Below are 16,915 nucleotides of genomic sequence, written 5' to 3' on the forward strand. Positions count from 1 at the left end.
GGGTGGCTTTTTGGGGGCGTCCGCCGGGGGGGGGGGCGGGGGGGCCGGGCGGTGGGGGGGGGGGGGCGGGGCCCGCCCCCCCCCCCCACGCCGATGCGGGTCAGGCGACGGCCTGGCGGCGCCAGCGGCGGTAGGCGGGTTCGAGGCCCGAGAGGATGGTGTCGAAGCGGCGGGTGCTGGTGGTGGAGTCGACCTGGAGGCGGCTGATCTGGAGGGGGTGGGAGGGGAGGCGGGGGCCCAGGCGGTGGTCGGAGAGGAAGCCGAGGCGGTAGCCGAGTTCCTGCAGGACGGTTTCGGCCCGGGGGTCGTGGCCGCCGTCCGGGTAGGCGAAGGCCGTCGGGGGTTCGCCGAGCCAGCGGGTGAGGGCCTCGTGGGCGCCGGTGATCTCGGCGCGGACGGTGTCGTCGTCGCAGCGGCCGAGGCACGGGTGCCCCTGGGTGTGGTTGCCGATCGCGACGCCCCCGTCCCGGAGGGCGAGGAGGTCGGCGGGGGTGAGCTGTTCCTGACGGGGCGGCCGGCGGTCGGCGCTGGCCCTCAGCTCGTGCAGGCTGCGCCGCCGGTCCGGGTCGGGCATCGCCTTGAGCCGGTGGAGCAGCTGGGAGGGGTGGCCGCAGTCGAGCGAGCGGGCGCGGCCGCCGTGCCGGGCGAGGAAGTCGGCCTCGTGCCACCAGAACGGCCGCTCGGTGCCGATGAGCTCCGAGATGACGAAGGCGGTGGCCGGAATGCCGCGGGCGTCGAGGGCGGGCAGGGCGTGGGTGAGGACGCTCCGGTCGGCGTCGTCGAAGGTGACCAGGACGCTGCGGGGTGGCAGAGGCCGCCGCTCGGTCACGGCCTGGAGGACGGCGCTGAGCGGCACGGGGGTGGCGAGCCGCTGGAGCCGGTCGAGCTGGGCGCCGAACGACCGGTGGTCGGTCACCCCGTGGTAGGCGAGCACGGCCAGGCGCTGGGCGGCCCGGGCCCGGAACAGCGGCTGGACGGGGGCGAACCGCAGCCATTCGCCCCGCGCGTCCTGGTGCTGGTGTTCCGGGTCTACGGGGAGACGGCGAGGGCCCCCGCCCTGCCGGCTCCCGTCACGCCGGCCCGCCGGGTACCCGGCGGGTGGCGGCAGTGCCCGCACGCCGGGTGTCGGCCTGGCGCGGGCGATGGAGATCGATGTTGTGGACTGGGACTGCGGCACGGTTCCCCCTCGTTCGCCGAGCGGCGTGGCGGTACCGCCGGAGGACGGAGCCGGCCTCCGACTCCAGGGGGCGGCGGCTCCGGCCCCTGGACTTTCCTGTTCCCGGTGGGGGTTCACACCCGCCCGCGAACGGCTCCTGGATCACTCAATGCCATTGAGACCGTTGCACCAGGGGGATGGTTGTACCGGGGGGACGAGGATTTTTCGTGGACTGATTGTGGAGCCGGAATGCGCATCCGGAAGCCTCGGACGAGGGCCGGGGGAGGTCCCGGAGGAAGTCCCGGAGGAAGTACCGGAGGAGGCCCGGGACCGGCTCCGGATCCACCCCCGTCCTACCGCCCGGCGGCCCCCGTCCCGACCTGCAGGACGCCCCCGTCCCGACCCGCCGGACACTCCCGCTCGCCGGTTGCGCAGAGTGTCCGACCCCGGACTCCCTGCGGGCTGCCTACCGCTTCGGCCCGGGGTACCTTGGGCTCATGGCAGATGCGGACCGTGACCCCTTCCACTTGCACGGCGCGTCCCGGATGGCGCGCGCGTGCAGTGGCGGAGCCCTGGTCACCCACCAGCTCCCGCTGGCCGTGGTGGGCCTGGCCTGCCTGGCGGCGGGCATCCTCGTGGCGGTGCTCGTCCCGGACAACGGCGGCCCGGCGTGGGCCATGGCGGTGGCCGGCTGCCTGGCGGCGGGTGTCCTGCTGCTCGGCCGGATCGCCTTCGGGCTCTTCCGCGACCGGCGGCGCACCGCGGTCTGACACGCGGGCCGGGCCCTGCCGGAAGTACCGTCCAGCCGGGCACGGGGACGGGATCCGGACAAGATCCGGACGGCACCCGCCCGGGACCCGCCCGGCACCCGGACAAGATCCGGACGACGCCGGACGACGCCGGACGACGCCGAAGGGACGCCCTTGCGTCGATCGCCTTCGGCATTCCGAAGACCGAGCGAGCGAAATTAGTCAGACCGACTGAATATCGTCCTGTCTGACAATCTCGGACGCCCTTCTTTCACCATTCCCGGACAACCACTTCATCGCGCCTCTACTGTGAATGCGTTCTTCCGGCTCGAAGCGCCGTGGAGGGGGAGCGATGAGCGGCAGACCGGGTAGTGCCGTGTCCGCCTCATGAAACGCGGTGGCGATCTCGCCGTCGCCGCCCTGGCGGCGATCGTGGCGCTGCCGCTGGCCCTGCTGATCGCCGTCCTGTTGCGCTGCACGACCGGCGGCCCGGTGCTCCAACGGCAGACCCGGGCCGGACGGCACGGCCGGGAGTTCCAGGTCCTGCGCTTCCGGACCGGCGGGGGCGGCCGGCTCGACACCCTGCTGCGCCGTACCGGCCTGGAGGAACTGCCGCGGCTGTGGAACGTCGTCCGCGGCGACATGGGGGTGATCGGCCCCCGGCCGGCCCGGCCCGACCAGGTGGGGCGCTACTCCCGCCGCGAACGCGCCAGGCTCGCCGTACGCCCCGGACTGACGGGCTGGGCCCAGCTCCACGGTCACGCCGCCGAGCGCGACCTCTGGTACGCCGAGCGCGACCTCTGGTGCGCCGAGCTCGACCTCTGGTACGTCGAGCACCGCTCGCTCCGGCTCGACCTGCACATCCTCGGCCTCACCGTCCTGGCCCTGCTGTGCCCCGCCACCGACCGGCTGCGGGCGACCGGGAACCGATCGGGCTGACCTGCCCGGATAGGCTGCGCCCCATGGCCATTCCCCCCTTCCTCGCCGAACTCCGCTCCGTCGTCGGGCACCGCCCGCTCTGGCTGAGCGCCGTCGTCGCCGTCGTGCTGGACGACCGTGACCGCGTGCTGCTCGCCCGGCGGTCCGACGACGGCCGCTGGGCGCCGATCGGCGGCATCCTCGACCCCGGTGAGCAGCCCGCCGACGGCGTGGTGCGCGAGTGCGAGGAGGAGACCGGCGTGGTGGCGGTGCCCGAGCTGCTCGCCTCGGTCACCGTCTCGCCGCGGGTGACGTACCCGAACGGTGACGTGACCCAGTACCTGGTGCTGACGTTCCGCTGCCGCGCGGTCGGCGGCGAGGCGCGGGTGAACGACGACGAGTCGCTGGAGGTCGGCTGGTTCGCGCTGGACGAGTTGCCGCCGATGATCGAGTCCGAGCACGAGCGGCTGCGCCACGCGCTGGAGTGCGAGGGCCCGGCCGTCTTCACCTGGGAGGGCAAGGAGCGGCCCTGACCCGGCACCGCTGACCGGGCCCCGGTCCGGGCCGTCCCCGGTCAGCCCTTGTGCTGCCGGTAGGCCTCCTCCGCCGCGTCCAGCACCGCCGCCAGGTCGCCGCCCGCCGTGGCGGTCGCGGCGGCGGCCACCGCGCCCTCGACGAACGGGGCGTCGGCGAACCGGACCGGGAACGGCAGGCCGTGCTCGTCGGCCTGGGACAGCAGGGCGAGGACGGTGGTGACGGCGCCGCCCAGGTCGGCCAGCACCACCACGCCGTGGCCCTGGTCCACCCGGCGGGTGGCGGCGGCGACCAGGACGGCGCTGATGCCGGGACCGTCCGACGGGTCCCCGCCGGTCGCGGAGACCGGGGCGGGGGAGTCGGATCCGGTCAACGCTAGCGCGAGATCGCGTACGGCGGTGGCCAGTTCCTGGCTGTGCGAGACCAGGACGATCCCGACCCGGCCGTGCGTCGGTGGCCGGGCCGGCGTCGGCCGGGGCAGCGGCGTGGCCGAGGGGGGCGTACGGGGCGCCGGGGGATGGGCCGAGGGGGCGTCGGAGATGGGGATGACGTCGGCGCGGGTGGCCTCCCGGCGGCTCATCGGCTGCTCCCTTGGGCGGATCGGTGGGACGGGGCGGGCGGGCTCGCCCGGCGGTGGACGGGGTCGCCCGGGGGTGCGGTCCGGCCCCGTGCGGGCCTCGCGGGGCCCGTACGGCCCCGGAGGTGCCTCCCGGGCCGGGGCGGCGCCCTGTCAGCACTGTGGCAGCTGCCCGGCGCCCCCGCCGGTCGGGACACGCCTCGACCTTTCCGCCGCTCCTCGACCCGTTCTCCGGCGGCGCCCGTCCCCGGCGGCGGGAGTCCTCGTCAACCCGCTGACCCGGCAAGGGCGGTGTGGCTAGGCTGGCCCCGGAACGCCGTCGGGAGGAGATCGATCAGTGGCACTCAACAGTGGGACGGACACGGAGGTCGGTGGCGCGCAGTCTGAGCTGGCGCCGAGCGGGAAGCCCCGGGTGGACTTCACCGGTGCGGAGTGGCTGTGCAGCAGCCAGGGGGTCGGGGACGTCCAGATCGCCTTCGTGGACGGGTACATCGGGATGCGGGACGGCCGTCAGGAGGACGGTCCGGTCCTGGTCTTCACGCCGGCGGAGTGGCGGGCCTTCGTGCTCGGCGCCCGGGACGGCGAGTTCGACCTCACCTGAGGGCCTCGTCCGAGGGGTTCGCCCAGGGCCTGAGGGACTGAGGGCCTGAGGGACTCGCCCCGATCGCTTGCCCCGAGCCGCGCGGAGCGGACCCACGGAACCGACCGGGGGTCCGCTCCGCGGGCGGTTTTCCGGGCGGAACATCACAACTGATGATCTATTGAGCGTGCCCCGTCAGAATTTCTGTTGACTGTTAGACAAACGCAGCTCAGAGTATGAGCACAGGCAGACGCCGTGCCCACCGCCCCCACGCGGCCAGACACGGCGCCTGCTGTGCGGCCCGGCAGCGTTGCCAGGCCATCCTCCCAGTCATCCCCTGCGCACCGGGGTGCGTCGGCCGGTCCCGGCCCCGCGAGGGGCCGGCAGTCGCCGGGAGGCTGGCGCCGAGAACCGAGAGCGACTCGGGAGACGGCACCGATGCTCGGGACCCGCACGCCCCCACGCGGCGGCGTCCCGAGCAGATCCACGGGAGCGACGGGCCGGGGCCCCGCGGATCTGGCTTGTGATGCATGGAACTGTTGGCTTGTGTGTAGTGCTGTGTGTGACGACGAAGCTGGGTGCTCGGCGGTTCGGCACGACAAGTGCACAGTGAGGGATACGCGTGTAGGGCCGCGTTGCGACGTGCCGTCCCCCCGGAGGGTGAAACCCAGAACGGCTGTCGTGCTGAACCGAACGTAGCCCGGACGGTTGCTCAGAGTCAACATTGGTCTCTGAGCGTCGATCTCCCGCCCGACCCCCGACGGTGCCCGACCCACCTCGCGAGCGTGGTGTGCCGGACACGTACGATGTTCCCATGTCTTTTCTCCGCCGTCGCTCCGGACAGCCCGCCGGCCCGGACTTCGACGTGCTCGCGATGGACCCGGGCGACTGGCCCGGTGACTTCGGTGCGGCCATGATGACCGGCCCGGACGGCTCCTGCCAGGGGATTTTCCTGCGCTACGACCTGTTCGGCGGCAGAGGCCCGGCGATGTTCATCGGCAACCTCCCCGAGGGTTCGCCCGCCCGGGAGACCGGCGACGAGGTGCCCTTCGAGGTGCGTCAGCTGCTCGCGGCGCTGGAGAACGACGAGCCGGTCGAGTTCGTCTCGGCCGAGGACTTCCCGGTCATGCTCGGCGACGACCTGCTGATCGTGAAGAAGGTCAAGGTCAGCGAGGAGCGCGTGTTCTGCGCCCAGTTCGGCCGCAGCGACGGCGTCCTGGTCACCATCGCGTCCTGGGACCGACCGATTTCGGACGACCTGTATCAGCTGCTGAAGCCGCTCCCGGCGGACATGTTCCAGCAGGGCTGATCCCGCCAGGACCGACTCGGACAGGGCTGATCCCGGCGTCGGGCCGCCTCCGGCCCCGGACGGGCGCCGACCGGGGCCGGACGCCGCTTGACGGTATCGATCAACGGTTCGTACAGTCGCGAACATGCCGTGCCGTCTCCCGCTGTTGACCCGCCGCAGGCATCTGGACCTGGGGCGCACCGCCAGCGCGGCATGTCCGGGCTGCTGAGGGGGATCTCCGTCCCCCGGCGGCGTGGGGTCGGCCGGATCCGGTCGGCGCCGAACCCGGGGGGCGGGCCGTGACCTGACCTCCGGGGCCGCCAGTCGGTACCGCGCGCCCGTACGGCGTGCCGCCCGCATCCGTCGAGCCCACGCTGCCGCCCGGAGGCACCGCATCATGACGACCCGCGCCGCCAACCGTTCGTCCGACGCCCGCTCGTCCGAGGAGCGACCGTCCGCCGACCACTCGTCCGGCGATCGTGCCTCCTCCGAGCGCTCCACCTCCGAGCGCTCCACCTCCGAGCGCTCCGCCGGCGGGCGGTCCCGGGCCGCGGCGCCGCCGTCGACTTCCGGCCAGGCCGGATCCGGCCCGTCGGAGTCCGGCCACGCGTCCGAGCGCGCGGCGGTCGAGGCCGCGCTGGCCGGGCTGCCCCGGGTGGTCGACCTGCTGGCCGCCCGGGCCGAGGAGCACGACCGCGACGCGACCTTCCCGTACCAGGGCATCGAGGCGGTCCACGAGGCCGGGCTGCTCACCCTCACCGTCTCCCGGAAGTACGGCGGACCGGGCGGCACGCTGGCCGACACCGTCCGGGTGCTGTCCCAACTCGGGCGTGGGGACGCCTCGGTGGCCGTGGTCACCGCGTTCACCCTGCTCCGGCACGCCGAGCAGGCCCGTCACGCGGACTGGCCGACGGCCGGGTACCGGCGGCTGCTCACCGAGTCCCGGCGCGGTCCGGTGCTGGTCAACACGCTGTGGGCGGAGGCCGGCGGGCAGCCGGGCGGACTGCCCGAGACGGTCGCCCGGCGGGACGGCGATGACTGGCTGCTGACCGGACGGAAGACGTACTGCACCGGCGCCGAGGCGCTGGCCTGGATGGCGGTGACCGCGCGGACCGACGAGGAGGAACCGAGGACCGGGACCTTCCTGGTCCGCGGCGAGAGCGACGGCCTGGAGATCGACCCGACCTGGGACCAGCTCGGCCTGCGGGCCAGCGCCAGCCACGACGTGGTGCTCGACCGGGTCCGGGTGCCGGCCGACCTCGCGCTCGGCCTGGGATCCCGCGGGCCCGAGGACGACGCCGCCGGGACGGGCGAAGCCGAACTCTCCCGCGCCTGGCACGACCTGGCCCTCTCCGCGGTGGCGATCGGCGTCGCCCGGGCCGCCGAGTCCTGGCTGGTGCGCTTCCTCAACCAGCGCACCCCGGCGAACCTGACCGAGCCGCTCGGCACCCTGCCCCGCTACCGCTGCGCCCTCGGCGAGATCGAGGCGCAGCTGATCGGTGCCGAGGAGCTGGTCGAGGGCCTCGCGCCCCGGGTGGACCGGGGCGAGCCGGACGCCGTCGCCCGGACCGGCCCGGCCCACCTGCTGGCGACCCGGGCCGCGACGACGGCGGTCCAGCAGGCCGTCGCGCTCACCGGCAATCCCGGCCTGAGCCGGCGTCACCCGCTGGAGCGCTACCTGCGGGACGTGCTCAGCAGCCGGGTGCACCTGGCCTCGGACGAGACCGTCCTGGAGGCCGCCGGCCGGGCCGCCCTGGAGCGCGGCACGCGGCCGTGATCCGTCGGTGACCCGGCCGTACGGCTCGGGTGGCCGGGGTCGCTCGGGTGGCCGGGGCGGCGGCCCGGACGCGGCGGTTCAGCGCGTCCCGACCGCCGCGCGGACGGCCCGGCGGGCGAGCGCGGCGTCGTCGTAGAGCCGCCGGATCATGATCCGCTGCTCCTCGCCGGCGCCCGGCACGTCGTACAGCCGGATCTCCCGCATCAGCACCAGCACCAGGTTCACCAGGAACGCGTCCCGGGCCAGCGTGCCGCCGCTCTGGGCGAGTTGGCTGATCTGCCGACGCGCCGCCGTGTCCCCGGAGAGCACGCTCCACAGCACCGCCAGGTCGTACCCGGGCAGGTACCAGCCGGCCTGCTCCCAGTCGACCAGCACCGGGCCGGACGGCGCCAGCAGCATGTTGCTGAGCAGGGCGTCGCCGTGGCAGAGCTGCATCGGGGTGTGGCCGAGGCCGTGCAGCAGGCCGCGCAGGTCGCCGGCGTCCCGGTCGGTGAGCTGGCCCACCGAGTGGTAGCGGGCGATCTCCAACTGGTAGTCCATGCGCGGCTGGAACACGTCGGTCGGCGGCCGCCACAGGTTCAGCGTCCGGACGGCGGTGAGCAGCGCCCGCACCTCGCCCGGGGTGGGCGCGTTGACGGGGTGGCGCTCGCGGGCGGCCGGGCGGCCGGGGATGCGCTCCATGACCAGCACGCAGCGGTCGTGGTCGGCCGCGACCAGCCGGGGCAGCCGCACCGGCGGGCGGTGCCGGACGAACGCCCGGTAGACCGCGACCTCGTGGTGGAAGTCGGCCACCAGCTGCTCGAAGTACTCACTCCGCACCGCCTGCGGCGCCAGGCACTTGGCGACCACCGGAGCCCGCCCGATGGTGCCCGCCACCAGGATGTGGCGGCTGCCCTCGCGCAGGACCTGGCGCGGGGTGAACGCGGGACATATCCGCGCGACGCTCGCCAGCGCCGCCCGGACCGACGGGGTCTGCAGCGCGGACGGATCGATCCGCTCCGGGCCGCCGGGCTGGCCGGGCCGCCGGGCGCGCAGCACCTGGCCGTCGGCCTGCCGGGCGAGCGGGATGCGGGCGCCCGTCGGCGGGGCGGTCTCGGGGCCGCGCAGCCCAAGCGCGGTACGGCCGACCGGTCCGGAGGCCGTACGGCCGGCCGGGACGACCCGGGTGTCCGTGGCCCGGCCCTCGACCCCGCGCGGAGCCACCGGACGGCTGGCCGGGGGCATCTGCCGGGGGCCGGTCCGACCGGTGGCTGCGGTGGGGGGGCGCAGCGCGGTGCGGGTCGCGGTCGGTGTGGGGGTCGTCGCTGAGGAGTACATGGGCTGAGGGTGGTCCCTTCCGGTCCGTCGGCGGGTGCGGCCCCGCGGGGGCGGGGAGGGCCGGTGCCGTGTGCTTCCTGGCGTGACGGCGGCCCTGCGGGTTGCGGGTGGTGCGGGGTCGGGCGTGGTGCGGGGTCGGGCGGCGGGTGGTGCGCGGGCGCCGGGCACGGACGCGGGGTCAGGAACCCCTGGTCGGCGGTGCTCCGGCCGTCCGCACCCTGGGGAATGCGGTCGGCCGGACTGCCGTGGCCGTGCCCGGCGCCCCCGCGCCACCCGGCCGCGCCACCCCCTCGGGTGAGAACCGGTCGCGTCCCGTGACACCGTCGGGGGACTGCCCTGACGCTGGTGGGACGCCGCCCGGACCGGGGGCGAGGTGGCGCACCCCTACAACACACCCGTCGGGCACTGGCTTAGTAGTCTGGCGGGCCCTGGCGAACGGTGGCGAATGCTCGCCTGGCACTTGCCGGAGCCTCTAGCCTCGAAGGAGCCGAGGAACCTGGGGGCTTCATTGAGCAGGGGACCCAACACCCGACTCGCCGACCTGTTCGTCCTGACCGGATGGTCCAAGGGCGAACTCGCGCGGCTGGTCAACCGTCGGGGTGCCGCGATGGGGCAGATGCACCTGTCCACCGACACCTCGAGGGTACGGCGTTGGATCGAGCAGGGGGAGATCCCGCGCGATCCGGTGCCCAGGGTGCTGGCAGCCGTGTTCACGGAGCGGCTCGGCCGTGTCGTCACCACTGAGGACCTCGGTCTGGAACGACACCGGCCCACCAGGTCCGGAGCGGAGCCGTCCGCAGCAGTGCCATGGTCGCCGGATCGAACAGCCGCGGTCCTCACCGAGTTCACGGGAATGGACCTCATGCTGAACCGACGTGGATTGGTGGGCGCCGGAGCCGCGCTCACGGCCGGGGCGGTCATCGCCGACTCGCTGAAGGGCTGGCTGGGCGGGGACGCGGTCGCGTACGCGGCCTCCGTCCCCGGGCCCCGGCAGGTGGTCACCGGGAGCGTGGCGCGCCCGGTGGTGGACGTGTACGACGCGGGCCCGGTGGGGCTCGACGAGGTGGAGTCGCTGGAACGCTCGGTGCAGGTGTTCCGGGCCTGGGACGCGGCCCGCGGTGGCGGGCTGCAGCGCAAGGCGGTGGTCGGTCAACTCAACGAGGTCGGTGGTTTGTTGACGCACCGCCACCCGGCCGCCGTGGAGCAGCGGTTGTGGCTGGTCGCGGCCAACCTCGCGGTGCTGGCGGGCTGGATGTCGCACGACGTGGGCCTGGAGCCCACCGCCCAGCGGTACTTCATGATCGCGGCCGAGGCGGCCAAGGAGGCCGGTGACCGGCCGCGGGCCGGCGAGGCGATCTCCCGGGCCGCGCGGCAGATGGTCCACCTGGGCCGGGCCGACGACGCGCTGGACCTGATGTCGGCGGCCAAGGCCGCGGGTGGGCGGCTGATGCCCAGAACGCGCGCCATGCTGAACACCGTCGAGGCCTGGGCGCACGCCTCGATCGGGCACTCCCAGGACACCTACCGGCTGCTCGGCGAGGCCGAGGACCTGTTCGCCGAGGAGTCGCCGGAGCCGCCGCCGTCCTGGATGCAGGTCTTCGACGAGGCCGAGCTGCGCGGGATGCAGGCCCTGGTGCTGCGCACGCTCTCCGAGCACGACCCGGGGGCGGCGCCCACGGCCCGCAAGCGCGCGGAGCAGGTGATCGCCCTGCGGGAGGGTACCGGGCAGCTGCGCTCGGCGCTCTTCGACCGGATCACGCTCGCCTCGGTGCACCTGATCACCGGTGAGCCGGACGCGGCGGAGACCCAGGCCAAGATGGCGATGAACCTGATCGGCCAGAACTCCTCGCACCGGACCTGGGACCGGCTGCGCGAGATGTACCGGCTGACCGCGGCGTACCGGGGGCTGCCGGTGGTGGACGAGCTGCGGGCCGAGCTGGGGCGGGAGCTGCGGGCGGCGGACGCCAAGAACCGGCCGCGGCTGACGTGAGGGGCGGGGCTGTCGTCCGGAAGCCCCGGAGCGAAACCGGTCGGCCCGGAACCCTCGCAGGTCGGCCCGGAACCCTCGCAGGTCGGGTCGGCGACGTCGTGGGCCGGTTTGGTGACGCCGTCGGCCGGGTCGGCGACGTCGTGGGCCGGGTCGGCGACGTCGTGGGCCGGGTCGGCGACGTCGTGGGCCGGGTCGGCGACGTCGTGGGCCGGGCCCACGATGCCCGGGATCAGGCCGGGGGAGCCGGTCGGAGCAGCATGCGCAGCGCGGTGACGGTGCCGTCCGCTCCGAGGACGGGTTCGCCCGCGCACTCGACGGTGTCCTGCCGCCCGCAGGGCCGGCGGAACCGGAGGGTGCCGACCGCGGCGCGGCCGTGCACCAGGGCGTCGGTCATCATCCGGCGCAGCAGTGGCCGGTCCGCCTCCGGGAGGCGGTCGGGCAGTCGGTCGAGGCTGAGCGGGCCGTGGTCCGGGTCGCACCCGAGGAGGAGGTAGGTCTCCGCGTTCCAGCGGATGCCGTCGGTGAGCAGGTCCCATTCGGCGGAGCCGAGGACGGTGTCACCGTCGAGTGCGCCGCCGTCCCCGTCGCCGTCGCCGAGGTAGGGGCCGGACGGCTCCTGCGCCGTGCCGTCCACTCTGTCGTCCGTCCCGCCGTCGGCGTCCCCGCCGGAGCCGTCGTCCCCGCCGCCGCCGTCGTGGGCGAGGCCCGTCCTGCCCGCCGCGCCGCGGCCCGAGCCGTTCGCGCCCGAGGCGTTCGCGCCGGAGCCTTTCGCGCCCGCCGGGGCACCGTCCACCGTGGCGGTGCCCGGCGGGCGGGCGGCACCTAAGGGCATGTTCATGGCGGGTCCATCGCTCGGGTTCGGCCCGCTTTGTGCGGGTCGTTCGGGTTGTGAGAAGACTGTCGCACAGCGTCCTCACCCTCGTGGGCGATTTGGACAGATCGCAGGCAAAATTCCCCTGGCATATGCCACTGTGGCAGTGGGCCCCGTCGCCCTGTGTGCGGAAGGGGTCCCGAGGCGGTAACCTTCGGTGATTCCGGCGCCCGGGCGCCCACCGCAGTACCCACCAGAGACCCCCGGCGACGGAAATCCCGTTGCCACTACGACCGCCGCAACGGATGCTGACCTCATGTTCGAGCCAGTGATAGCACCCAGTGCCAGCCTCCTAGGCCTCCTGCAGCGAGGCCGTGGTGACGGGCAGCTCCATGCGCTGGCCGCCGACCGTGCCGAGGCCATCGCCGCGCTGGAGGAGTGCGTCACCAGGGATCCGCGAGCCGACTGGCAGGTCGAGAGCCGCTCCCTCTACTACGCCCGCCTCTACATGGAGCTGGAGGCCCCCCTCGACGGCATCGAGGACCACCTCCACTCCGCCGAGGACCTCGTCACCGACGACGAGAGCCGCACCGGCCTCGCCCTCTCCGTCCTGGGCCACCTCGCCGCGTACGGCCGGCGCGACGCGCTGCTGATGCTGCGCGAGTACGCCGCCACCGGTGCCAACTGGGCCTGGGCCCTCGACGAACTCGCCCTGCGCGACGACGACCGCGGCCTGCTGCTGCTCGGCACCGCCGTGCTGGACCACTTCCCGCCGGGCCCCGAGGGCGACGCCGAGCTGCGCGAGTTCATCCGCAACGCGTACGAGCCCCGGCCCTGGCGGCTGTGGGCCGCCTACCACCCGAGAGTGGCGGCGGCGACCGAGCAGTCACCCTTCGACCTCTGGCAACGCCAGGTCAACCGCAGCGGCGTCACCCCCGGCTGGTCCACCGCCGACGTGCTGGCCTGGGCCGACCAGGGCGATCTGGCCGGCGTCGGTGTCGGCGCCTTCCTCGGCCGGCCCGACGCCCGCCCGGAGCGACCGGAGCCCGCGCGGGACGCCGCATCCCCGAGCGGCCCCGACGCGGTGGACCGCCGCGCCGCCGCGGCCGCCCGCTGCCTGACCGCCGTCGTCCGCCCCGAGGACCGTCCCGCGCTGCTGGAAGCCGCCCGCAGCGGCCTGCCCGGCGCCCGCCGAGCGGCCCTGCGCTACCTGGTGGACCAGCGTGATCCGGCCGCCGTCGAGCTGATCGAGGTCGCCGCCGCCGACGTGGACGACCGGATCGTCCGGGCCGCCCTGGAGCTGCTCGGCCGGATGCGCGGCCCCGAGGTGCTGGCCCAGGCCCGCCGCTGGGCCGACCCGGCCACCGGGGGTGCGGACAGCGCGCTCGGCGAGGCCGCCGTCCAGCTGCTCGCCGACGCCGGGGAGCCGCAGGACGCGCCGCTGGTGGTCGCCGGGCTGCGCCGCTGGGTCTCCGTGCGCGGGGTCGCCGGTACCGGGCTCGGGTCCCTGGTGGACGGTGCGGGGCGGCTGGCCGCCGCCGACGCCGTCCCGGTCCTGCGCCACATCTACGGGGAGGCCGCCTCCTCCGAGCTGCGCGGCCGCGCCGCCAGGGCGCTCGCCGCCACCGACGTGCACTTTCCCGAGGGGCCGGCCGTCGAGTGCCTCTGGGACTGCGAGGAGTCCACGCGTGAGCTCGCCGCGCGCCACGTCGCCACCACCGGCGACGCGCGTGTGCTGGAGCGGTTGCGCCGACTCGCCGCCGACCCGGCCGAGGAGGCCGAGGTCCACGCCGCCGTACGCGGCCGGCTGACCGCCGCCCGGGAGTCCGGGCGCTAGGGTCCGTCCTCGAACGACGGGCACCCCACGCTGCGTGGGCCCGGACACCGCGTCGGTGTCCGGGCCCGCTGCGTCCGGGCGGCCCTGAAGGCCGACGTGTGAAACGTGGTTCTACTTGACCGAGCCCGCGTCCGGCGTCAGGACGCCGCCGGCGACCAGTCCGATGATCAGGATGCCGAGCAGCACCCGGTAGACCACGAACGGCAGGAAGCTGTGGCTGGAGATGTACTTCAGGAACCAGGCGATCGCCGCGTAGCCGACCGCGAAGGCGATCAGGGTGGCCAGGACGGTCGGCCCCCAGGCCGGCGCCGGGCCCTCGCCGATCTTGAACAGTTCCAGCGTCCCCGAGGCGAGCACCGCCGGGATCGCCAGCAGGAACGAGTAGCGGGCGGCCGCCTCCCGGCTGTAGCCGAGCAGCAGGCCCGCGCTGATCGTGCCGCCGGAGCGGGAGACGCCCGGGATCAGCGCCAGCGCCTGCGCGAAGCCGTAGACGCCCGCGTGCGGCAGCGTGAGGTCCGTGATCGGACGGGCGTGGCGGACGGCGCGGGTGCGGTCGGCGAAGGCCAGGATCAGGCCGAAGACGATCAGCGTGGTGCCGATGATCCGCAGGTCGCGCAGGTGGGTCTCGATGGTGTCCTGGAACAGCTTGCCGAGGACGCCGATCGGCAGAGTGCCGATGATCACGAACCAGCCCATCCGGGCGTCCGGGTCCGAGCGCAGCGCCGGGCGGACCAGCGACTGCGCCCAGGTCTTCACGATCGAGACGATGTCCTTGCGGAAGTAGATCAACACCGCCGTCTCGGTGCCGAGCTGGGTGACGGCCGTGAAGGCCGCACCCGGGTCGTCCCAGCCCAGCAGCGCGGAGAAGACCCGCAGATGGGCGCTGGAGGAGATCGGCAGGAACTCGGTGAGCCCCTGGATCAGGCCGAGAACGGCCCCGTGGAGCCATTCGGTCACCGGACACCCGCCGGGGGTATCCGTCGGGCGGTGGGCTGGGGCGGCATGGGCGGGTCCTCGCGGGTCGGAACGGGCATGCGGACAACCGCGACCCCGCCCGGCCCCACGGGCCGCGCGCGGGCCCGGCGCGCGGCCGATGGTACGGGGTGAAGGTGACAGTTCTTTGTTCACCCTTGGTGTGCCCTTTGCGTACGGGCCCTTCCCGGCCGCCGACCCGGGGCGGAGCGCCCGTTCCGGAGTGAGCGGCCTACCGCGCGGGCCGGGCCCGGACCCAGGTGCGGTCCTCCGTCAGGTACCGCTCCACCGTCAGACCGGCGCCGGCCAGCGCCCCCTCGAACTCCGCGGTGCCGAGCGGGCGGGACAGGAAGGTCTGCGTCCAGACGCCGTCCGGGAACTCGTACTCGCAGCGGACGGAGTTCACGCCGTCGCCGACCGGCGTGGCCGAGACGATCCGGGACCGCGCGCCGGGGCCGATCGCGGTCTCGCGCGGCAGGTTCAGGTGCCAGTCCTCGCCCTCGCGCTGCAGCAGCACGCAGCCGTCCTCGGCGACGTGGCGGCGGCACGCCTCCAGCAGTCTCCGACGGACCGTCACATCACCGGTGTGCACCAGGAAGGAGGCGAGCAGGACGACGTCGAAGCGCTCGTCGAGGTCCAGCTCCTCGATCGGGCACCGCACCGTACGGATGCCCTCGCGGACCCGGGCCAGCATCTCGGCGGACTCGTCCACGGCCGTGACGGTGAAGCCGCGGTCGGTCAGCGGGTGCGTCATCCGGCCGACGCCGCAGCCGAGTTCGAGGATGCTCGCGCCGGGCGGCACCGCGGCCCCGATCACCTCCGGGGCGTTGCCCACGGGGAGGCGGCTCCACACTTCGACGGCGCAGCCGTCCGGGGTGATCGCGCCCTCGCCGGTCCCGTCGTAGCCCTTGCGTCGGTCGTCAGCCATGTCCTTCATCCGAGCACGGATGGGCGCGACTGGAAAGACGGCCTCGGAAAGGGGCTTGCCACATACCCCATGGGGGTATAACTTCGATCATCGACGGAGCGAGGGAAGCGGCGCCGGACGGGCGTCGGAGCACGCGGAGGACGACATGGCACACCCCGCACAGCACGAGCACCAGGGGCACGACCACCATCGGCACGAAGGCCACGAGCACGAAGGGCATGGGGGTCGCGAGCACCACGGGCAGGCCGGCCACGGCGGCCACGGCCATCACCAGGCCCACGGGGGCGGAACGACCTGGGGGGCGGCCGCGCAGGCGACCCTGCACTGCCTCACCGGCTGCGCCGTCGGCGAGATCCTCGGCATGGTGCTGGGCACCGCCTTCGGCCTGCACAACGGTGCGACCGTGGTGGTCTCGATCATCCTGGCCTTCGTCTTCGGCTACGCGCTGACCATGCGCGGCGTGCTGAAGGCCGGTCTGGACGTGGGTGCCGCGGTGAAGGTCGCGCTGGCCGCGGACACCGTGTCGATCCTGGTGATGGAGCTGATCGACAACACCGTGATGGTCACCGTTCCCGGGGCGATGGACGCCGGCCTCGGGGACCTGCTGTTCTGGGTCTCGCTGGCCGGCTCGCTGGCCCTGGCGTTCGCGCTGACTGTCCCGGTCAACCGCTGGATGATCGGCCGGGGGCGCGGCCACGCGGTGGTGCACGCCTACCACCGGCACTGACGCCACCCCGAGGAGCCGGAACCCCTCGCCTGCGGCCCGTGCCGACCGTCGCCCGGTCGGTACGGGCCGCGGCGCGTTCCGGCGGTGCCCGCTACCGTGCGACGTCCTCCAGCTCGGCCAAGGTCGCGTGCAGCCAGCCGAGTTCGGCCTCGGTGGTGGCGCGGGCGATCAGCAGCTGGCCGCGCCGGAACGGGTCGGTGAACTCCTCGGCGCCCATCGGGCGGTCGCCGTCGTAGTAGAAGCTCGCGGGTTCGGAGAGGAAGGCCAGGCGGCGGCGGAGCACGGCGGCCTGCGCGGCGGGGTCGTCGAGGTGGCGCAGGAAGGCGAGCAGGGTGAACCAGCGGTTCTCGTCACTGAGGTCCAGCGGCTCGGGCGCGCGCAGCCGGTCGAGCAGCGCGGCGCGGCCGGCCTCGGTGAGGTGCAGGGTGTGCCGGGGCGCCGCGGCGCTGCCGGGCTCGGTCCGGCGGACCAGCAGCCCGGCGGTCTCCAGGCGCTTGATCGCGGGGTAGAGCGTGCCGTCGCTGATCGGCTGGACGTGCCCGGCGAGTGCGGAGAGGTGGCGGCGCAGCTCGTAGCCGTGCAGGGGCCGGTCGTACAGGAACCCGAGGATCGCGAGCTTGAGCATGGGGCCACCCTCTCATGGCCGTCCCTCGGTTCACGGGTATCTCGGATGCGAGATACCTCGATACCGAGGTATGGTCTCGCTGCTCCCGGGAACCGGGAGCCCCCGGTGTCCCTCCGGTAGAGGAGTCCT

General features: G+C 74.4%; 17 protein-coding genes. 10 read left to right on the forward strand and 7 right to left on the reverse strand.

From position 1 onward, the window contains the following. Positions 1-100 precede the first annotated feature (100 nt). Positions 101-1,177 (reverse strand): polysaccharide deacetylase family protein, encoded by a 1,077-nt coding sequence (locus tag ACIRD3_RS33460; RefSeq protein ID WP_402224072.1) that lies wholly within the window; start codon positions 1,175-1,177, stop codon positions 101-103. Positions 1,178-1,653: 476 nt separating this feature from the next. Between ACIRD3_RS33460 and ACIRD3_RS33465 the strand changes: the two genes are divergently transcribed. The 3 genes from ACIRD3_RS33465 (at position 1,654) to ACIRD3_RS33475 (ending at position 3,356) form a co-directional block, all read left to right on the forward strand. Beyond that, entirely contained in the window at positions 1,654-1,926 is a 273-nt protein-coding gene (locus ACIRD3_RS33465; RefSeq protein ID WP_402224074.1) for a hypothetical protein, read from the forward strand. 366 nt (positions 1,927-2,292) lie between these two features. Next, positions 2,293-2,844, forward strand: a complete 552-nt coding sequence (locus tag ACIRD3_RS33470) for a sugar transferase (protein WP_402224076.1) — start codon at positions 2,293-2,295, stop codon at positions 2,842-2,844. Between the two features lie 23 nt (positions 2,845-2,867). Further along, entirely contained in the window at positions 2,868-3,356 is a 489-nt protein-coding gene (locus ACIRD3_RS33475) for an NUDIX hydrolase (protein WP_402224078.1), read from the forward strand. 41 nt (positions 3,357-3,397) lie between these two features. On the opposite strand, the gene ACIRD3_RS33480 is transcribed toward ACIRD3_RS33475, so the two are convergent. Further along, positions 3,398-3,937, reverse strand: a complete 540-nt coding sequence (locus ACIRD3_RS33480) for a PTS-dependent dihydroxyacetone kinase phosphotransferase subunit DhaM (RefSeq protein WP_402224080.1) — start codon at positions 3,935-3,937, stop codon at positions 3,398-3,400. Positions 3,938-4,322: 385 nt separating this feature from the next. Between ACIRD3_RS33480 and ACIRD3_RS33485 the strand changes: the two genes are divergently transcribed. The 4 genes from ACIRD3_RS33485 (at position 4,323) to ACIRD3_RS33500 (ending at position 7,579) form a co-directional block, all read left to right on the forward strand. Continuing rightward, entirely contained in the window at positions 4,323-4,535 is a 213-nt protein-coding gene (locus ACIRD3_RS33485; protein WP_097239819.1) for a DUF397 domain-containing protein, read from the forward strand. A gap of 793 nt (positions 4,536-5,328) precedes the next feature. Further along, positions 5,329-5,823, forward strand: a complete 495-nt coding sequence (locus ACIRD3_RS33490) for a hypothetical protein (RefSeq protein WP_030288620.1) — start codon at positions 5,329-5,331, stop codon at positions 5,821-5,823. A 124-nt stretch (positions 5,824-5,947) separates the two neighbouring features. Continuing rightward, positions 5,948-6,031, forward strand: coding sequence for a putative leader peptide (locus ACIRD3_RS33495; RefSeq protein ID WP_402224145.1), 84 nt, complete (start codon positions 5,948-5,950; stop codon positions 6,029-6,031). A 168-nt stretch (positions 6,032-6,199) separates the two neighbouring features. Continuing rightward, a complete protein-coding gene (locus ACIRD3_RS33500; RefSeq protein ID WP_402224082.1) occupies positions 6,200-7,579 on the forward strand; it encodes an acyl-CoA dehydrogenase family protein in 1,380 nt (459 codons plus the stop codon). Positions 7,580-7,657: 78 nt separating this feature from the next. On the opposite strand, the gene ACIRD3_RS33505 is transcribed toward ACIRD3_RS33500, so the two are convergent. After that, a complete protein-coding gene (locus tag ACIRD3_RS33505; RefSeq protein ID WP_402224084.1) occupies positions 7,658-8,896 on the reverse strand; it encodes an aminoglycoside phosphotransferase family protein in 1,239 nt (412 codons plus the stop codon). Between the two features lie 508 nt (positions 8,897-9,404). Here ACIRD3_RS33505 and ACIRD3_RS33510 point away from each other — a divergent pair. Next, positions 9,405-10,886, forward strand: a complete 1,482-nt coding sequence (locus tag ACIRD3_RS33510; protein ID WP_402224085.1) for a hypothetical protein — start codon at positions 9,405-9,407, stop codon at positions 10,884-10,886. 229 nt (positions 10,887-11,115) lie between these two features. Here the strand turns inward: ACIRD3_RS33510 and ACIRD3_RS33515 are convergent, their stop codons facing one another. Further along, the gene (locus ACIRD3_RS33515; protein WP_402224087.1) at positions 11,116-11,724 is read right to left on the reverse strand and encodes a hypothetical protein; all 609 of its coding nucleotides are present in this window, start codon (positions 11,722-11,724) and stop codon (positions 11,116-11,118) included. 289 nt (positions 11,725-12,013) lie between these two features. Between ACIRD3_RS33515 and ACIRD3_RS33520 the strand changes: the two genes are divergently transcribed. After that, positions 12,014-13,534 carry a HEAT repeat domain-containing protein gene (locus ACIRD3_RS33520; RefSeq protein ID WP_402224089.1) on the forward strand — a complete coding sequence of 507 codons (1,521 nt, stop codon included), beginning with the start codon at positions 12,014-12,016 and terminating at the stop codon, positions 13,532-13,534. 111 nt (positions 13,535-13,645) lie between these two features. On the opposite strand, the gene ACIRD3_RS33525 is transcribed toward ACIRD3_RS33520, so the two are convergent. Further along, positions 13,646-14,491, reverse strand: coding sequence for an undecaprenyl-diphosphate phosphatase (locus tag ACIRD3_RS33525; RefSeq protein ID WP_402224091.1), 846 nt, complete (start codon positions 14,489-14,491; stop codon positions 13,646-13,648). A gap of 247 nt (positions 14,492-14,738) precedes the next feature. Beyond that, positions 14,739-15,434, reverse strand: a complete 696-nt coding sequence (locus ACIRD3_RS33530) for a class I SAM-dependent methyltransferase (RefSeq protein ID WP_402224093.1) — start codon at positions 15,432-15,434, stop codon at positions 14,739-14,741. Between the two features lie 145 nt (positions 15,435-15,579). Here ACIRD3_RS33530 and ACIRD3_RS33535 point away from each other — a divergent pair, with 145 nt between their 5' ends. Continuing rightward, the gene (locus ACIRD3_RS33535; protein ID WP_402224095.1) at positions 15,580-16,161 is read left to right on the forward strand and encodes a DUF4396 domain-containing protein; all 582 of its coding nucleotides are present in this window, start codon (positions 15,580-15,582) and stop codon (positions 16,159-16,161) included. Positions 16,162-16,252: 91 nt separating this feature from the next. Here ACIRD3_RS33535 and ACIRD3_RS33540 read toward each other — a convergent pair whose 3' ends face one another. Continuing rightward, on the reverse strand, positions 16,253-16,786 hold the full coding sequence (locus ACIRD3_RS33540) for a PadR family transcriptional regulator (RefSeq protein WP_402224097.1): 534 nt from the start codon (positions 16,784-16,786) through the stop codon (positions 16,253-16,255). Positions 16,787-16,915: the final 129 nt, after the last annotated feature.

It is taken from the genome of Kitasatospora sp. NPDC093550 (assembly GCF_044764985.1).
Lineage (GTDB): Bacteria > Actinomycetota > Actinomycetes > Streptomycetales > Streptomycetaceae > Kitasatospora.